A 5,528-nucleotide genomic window follows, 5' to 3' on the forward strand; every position below is an offset into this window, starting at 1 on the left:
CGTTCGAAATTGTGACCAAGATACTTCACTAATCGCTTTTGCAAGCTTTCTGTTTTTGAGCATGTTACTGACTTGTAAGTCTTCCATACCGATGACATCGTGGTTTTTGATGATTTCAGTAGAAAGTTTATGTAAGTAATCAGCTCTTGCATTTGCAATATGTTCATGGATTCGTGCAACTTTCACACGTTGTTTATTCCAGTTCGAAGAACCTTTCTTTCTTCTAGAAAGGATACACTGTGCTTTTGCTAACTTCTCTTCTAATGTACGAAAGAATTTATGATTCTTGTATGTTGTACCATCAGAAAGAATGGCAAAATCTTTTAATCCAACGTCAATTCCACAAGTGGATTCCGTTTTAGGCATTTCTTGTACCTCTGTTTCGACGAGCATAGATACAAAGTATTTACCACTTGGGTTACGGCGAATCGTTGCATTTAGAATACGACCTTCTACTTCACGACTTTTGGCAAAGCGAACAAGCCCAAGTTTCGGCAATTTCATTTTGTTGCCTACAATTGCAATGTTTCCGTTCGTTTGCTTAGTTGTGTAGGATTGAATCTTATTCTTTTTAGACTTGAAACGTGGAATATCATTTTGTTTCTTGAAAAAACGTGAAAAAGCATCTGCGAGGTTTTTTAATGTGGATTGAAGAGCGATACTATCTACTTCCTTTAACCAGATTGTATCTTGCTTCTTTTTTAATCGAGTGAGCTCGGCAGAGCAAGAAGGATAGGTTAATCCTTTTCCTGTTTCTTTATAGGTGTTATTCCATAGAGCAAGAAAATGGTTAAATACAAAGCGACTGCAACCAATCGTTTTAGCAATTACTATTTCTTGTTTCTTATTTGGAAAGATACGAAATTTATATGCTTTATTTACTAACATAAGTTGCACCTCACTTTGTTATAGGATATCTACAGTATACAAAAAAACGTAGGCTTACGCCTACTGACATTCATTTCCCACCTACCGTTGGGCTAACGCCCTTCACACGCTTGAGGAAGGAGTATTCTGTCAGAAAACGATAAAATGGACATTTGACTTGACATAACCCTAAGTTGACCAGCGATTGTAACCCCTTTCATAAATTGGATTCCAGAGATATATTTAATATGGGAATATAAATTTTCATTTAAAGGGGTATAAGTGAAGATGCGAGAAAAAGAACGCTTAAAGCAATGGAGAACAGATCTACAACAAGTTATTTTGGAAAAGTCTAAAGAGAAAAGAGCGAAAAATAAAAAATATAGTATTCCTGGTAGCTCGTTTCAATTCATGACTAGCAAGGATATCTATCACAAAAAGAATGGGGTATGGAGACAAGGAAATAAGTAAAAATGCTTTTATTAAATTTATAACTACTATTATAGGCGCTGTCGTAATCTGGATGGCGTCTTGTTTGTTGTTAATGGATGATAAGGGGTGAAATAGATTTGCAATTTGAAGATTAAAAATGAATATTATACTTTAAAATGCAGAACATAGACTAGTAAACAAGCTGTTTTTAACTTTTAATCATAGAATATGATGAATTCTATTGTTAAGAGGAGGTAAGCATATTTATGGGATGTAATGATAATTTCAGACATTCTCGAGATTGTAATAGATTTTGGGATGATTTAATGTTTTGCAGACGCAGACAAAGAGATTGTGATGACCGTCGTCGTAGACATAACCATCATCATGACTGTGATTGTGATGACCGTCGTCGTAGACATAACCATCATCATGACTGTGATTGTGATGACTGTCGTCGTAGACGTAACCATCATCATGACTGTGATTGTGATGACTGTCGTCGTAGACATAACCATCATCATGACTGTGATTGTGATGACTGTCGTCGTAGACATAACCATCATCATGACTGTGATTGTGATGACCGTCGAGATTGGTAAATTCCTATTGGAGAGTGCTTTGAAGAAAAGCGCTCTTTTTTTGTACATGGATTTTCTGGTTTTATTTGTTGTTAAGGGATGATAAGGGTGAAAGACTTTGAGAATCTTTTAAAAATAAAGACTAGTAGTTAAATAAATGGTATAATTTTCTTGTTAATGGAATTAAAATGAAAATATAGATAAATGAAGGGGATAAGGTGATTTGAATGGAGGATTCTAATCATAGAGAAACAAAGGCTATATTAAAGATATGGTTTATCTATATACCACTCGCATTGGGGGATTTCATTTTTTCAAGCATTATAGGTTACTTCAAAAAAATAAAAATTAAGATTTTGCATAGAAAAAACAATTAATCTATTTAATTGTTTTTTTATTATTCTCTAACAAAACAAACGAACACAACGAATGAAAATAGAGATAGTTAACAATGTGAAGTTTATGCAGGAAATAACGGTGTCTTAAGGTGAAAATAGCGTAAAATCAACGATGTATAAAAGTTGTTGTAAGTGCAAGTTTTCGAAAGTGTCGCAAACGTTGATATGACGGCGTATTTCCCAAAATCCTTGTTTACATAAGAGATCTTATAAGTAGTTGTAATAAAAGAGTGAAGTCTGTCTCAAAATGAAAAGAATTCTTATCTTATTGAGACAGATGAAAGAATTTCAAAATTATATTTTCAAATATGTATTAGAATTAAATTTTGCTCAGCGTTCACCTAAAACAAGGATAATAAAAGATACCTTTGACCTAAAAGGACTAAAGGAAACACTCTCTTTCAATATTACAAACAATTAAGCTTTGAGTAAAACACAACCGATTTAGTCTTAAGAGGTTAAAGTTAGTTATTTTGTATTAAAATTTTCTTAACGTGTTTTTATATACTGTCTGTACCCTATAAGTAACCGTATAATCAACATTAATGTGTATAAGTGAATGTATCAGAAACTAAAAGATATTATTACTGATGACAGGTGAATAATACATTTTATTGGATGAGCATAAAAGTATCGTAAAAAGGGGAAAAAACAAACACTTCACAACTTCGCACGAAATACCGATTTTACGAACACTAAGATGGTTATATAAAAATCTAATACGGTATCTAGGGATTTCCCGTTCATGTGCATAGATTTTTGTATTGGTATACATCTATGTAATTCATATTTTATATGAAAATAATCAAATGCTGAATTACTCACTAGCAATCTTTATAGTGAATTGCATTTTAATTTATAAGAGCTTTTCTTGTGTTGATCTAATTAACTCCTGATAATCATGATTAAATTAACCAATTCATATTTTATAACGACTTTTATGTTGTATTCATGTATTCATTTTGTATAAATTTATATATAAAATTGCTTTATCTTACTTACATTTAAATGTAATTTTTGTACTAGTTTTATTAGCCTAATACAAATTTATCACTTAATTATCTATAATTTTTATTAGAATAACTACACTATTCCATTCAATTTTTAGTATATTTTAGCATCCCATAATTTAATTATGTAAATAAGTTTGTGTAAAAATTGAATTTAATGCGAACTTGTGTTCGCACTCTTTTTCTGTTATAGTATATATGAGGTGATTTTTATGGATTACAGCAAGCAACGTCAAAAATCCGTACATCGTAAGAAATTATACGAGAATTTAAACGAAATGCCCTTTTACATAGAAGAATTTGTGGAGTACAAAGAATTGCATGATGCCTCTCCCTCCACCCTACTGAATTATGTATATGATTTTAGAGTCTTCTTTAATTGGCTATTATCTGAACAAATTATTGAATTTAAGCCCATTAAAGACATATCCTTCTCTGATTTAGAGAATTTAAAGAAAAAAGATGTTGAGAACTTTATGAGGTTTCTAAAACTACAACAAAACATGCAGAATTCCTCTGTTAACAGAAAAATTTCAGCCTTAAAGTCTTTATTTAAGTACCTTACCTCCCTATCAGAGAATGATGATGGAGAATGTTATTTTTATAGAAATGTAATGGCTAAGATTGAAATACATAAAGATAAAGAAACATTAAATGCACGTGCAAAACGTATGAGATCTAAAATATTTCATAATGATGATGATCAAGAGTTTTTGAATTACGTTAAGTACGAACATGAAAAATCTTTAACAAAACATCAATTGTTCTATTTCCTAAGAGATAAAGAGCGTGATGTAGCTATTCTCTCCCTCTTTCTTGGTAGTGGTATTCGTGTAAGTGAATTAGCAGATCTTCGTATGGAAGATATAAACTTAAAAGAAAGACTAATTGATGTAATACGAAAAGGAAACAAAGAAGATTCAGTATGGATTACTCCAATTGCATTGTATGATCTTGAAAAGTATATGGAAATTAGAGATAACAAATATGCTCCAGGGAAAGAATTAAAAAATGTATTTTTATCGAAGTATAAACATACTGCACAGCCTCTTTCGGTTAGGGCTATCCAAGATATAGTAGAAAAATATACTAAGGCCTTTGGTAAAAGAATGTCTCCTCATAAATTAAGACATACATTGGCAAATAAATTATATATGGAAGAAAAAGACTCCTTACAAGTGATGCAGCAACTTGGACATACCAGTCAAGATACAGCTTTGTTATACACTCAACTTGGGGAAACAACTATTAAAGATAGTTTAGGAAGAATAGGAAAGAATAAAGAATAAAAGTTCAGCAATGCAAAATTGCTGAACTTTTATTCTTTTCTCTAACTAGCCTAGAGATTTAAACACTCTATGTTATTCGTTTCATATTTGATTTTATTGTGTAAAAAATACATAGTTTGAATTCTACTTTAATTGGTATATAAAAGCCCTCTCATGATAGATATAAATAAAAATTTTAGATTCTTACAATTGTTGTTTACGTTAAATCAGAATTTAACGAACAGTTTGTATTTTTATTTAAAAGTTCCCTTCTCCTTCCAAAATATATAAACGCAGCTGCTGTTGATTTGAAATAAAGTTCGATTATTTCGAAAAAAGTCTGATCGTTTATAATAAAGTTTGATCAAAAATCCTGTATTGAAATATAGGCTTTTTTCTTGTTTCACAATCGGGCCATATTCTTGAAAAAAGTTATTCAATTAACGGGAGTTTAGTTTAACAAGGAACTGCAATAGAACATGATAAAATAATCAAAAATGGAGTAACGAAAAAACTGTTAAATACCTCCCTATCTGCATACAAAAAGATAGAGGGGTACTAAAGGCTGAGAGGAGATGGATAGATGGTAAGTTACCACATTGCTACAATTGATAGCCTGCGTATTTTTTACCGGGAAGCAGGAAGCCGCAGAAATCCAGCGATTGTGCTGCTCCATGGTTTTCCGAGTTCTTCCCATATGTTCCGGAATCTAATTCCTCTTTTGTCTGACCAGTTTTATGTCATTGCACCTGATTATCCCGGCTTTGGAAACAGCAGCATGCCTGCTCCCGATGAATTTACATACACGTTCCATAACATTTCTCTTGTTATGGAAAAGCTATTGGATCTGCTTGGCATCAGGCAGTCAGTCTTCTATGTTCAGGATTATGGGGGTCCAGTCGGCCTCCGCATTGCTGTTCGCCAGCCGTCAAGGGTGCTTGGATTTGTTATTCAAAATTCTGTTGCTCATGA

Annotated in this window: 4 protein-coding genes and 1 pseudogene; 4 read left to right on the plus strand and 1 reads right to left on the minus strand. The window is 32.2% G+C overall.

Features of this window, described 5'->3' with window-relative positions:
* On the minus strand, nt 1-888 hold an 888-nt coding region (gene tnpB, locus BAU28_RS28170), incomplete at its 3' end, for an IS200/IS605 family element RNA-guided endonuclease TnpB (RefSeq protein ID WP_071721266.1).
* A 267-nt stretch (nt 889-1,155) separates the two neighbouring features.
* On the opposite strand from tnpB, the gene BAU28_RS28175 reads away from it, so the two are divergent.
* The 4 genes and pseudogenes from BAU28_RS28175 to BAU28_RS28190 form a co-directional block, all read left to right on the plus strand.
* Nucleotides 1,156-1,338, plus strand: coding sequence for a hypothetical protein (locus tag BAU28_RS28175; protein ID WP_071721268.1), 183 nt, complete (start codon nt 1,156-1,158; stop codon nt 1,336-1,338).
* A 227-nt stretch (nt 1,339-1,565) separates the two neighbouring features.
* Nucleotides 1,566-1,808 (plus strand): annotated as a pseudogene (locus BAU28_RS28180) (hypothetical protein); the annotation flags it as partial.
* Nucleotides 1,809-3,500: 1,692 nt separating this feature from the next.
* A complete protein-coding gene (gene xerS / locus BAU28_RS28185) occupies nt 3,501-4,577 on the plus strand; it encodes a tyrosine recombinase XerS (RefSeq protein WP_071721271.1) in 1,077 nt (358 codons plus the stop codon).
* Nucleotides 4,578-5,139: 562 nt separating this feature from the next.
* On the plus strand, nt 5,140-5,528 hold a 389-nt coding region (locus tag BAU28_RS28190; RefSeq protein WP_116500501.1), incomplete at its 3' end, for an alpha/beta fold hydrolase.

The sequence above is a fragment of the Bacillus paramycoides genome (assembly GCF_001884235.1).
GTDB lineage: Bacteria > Bacillota > Bacilli > Bacillales > Bacillaceae_G > Bacillus_A > Bacillus_A paramycoides.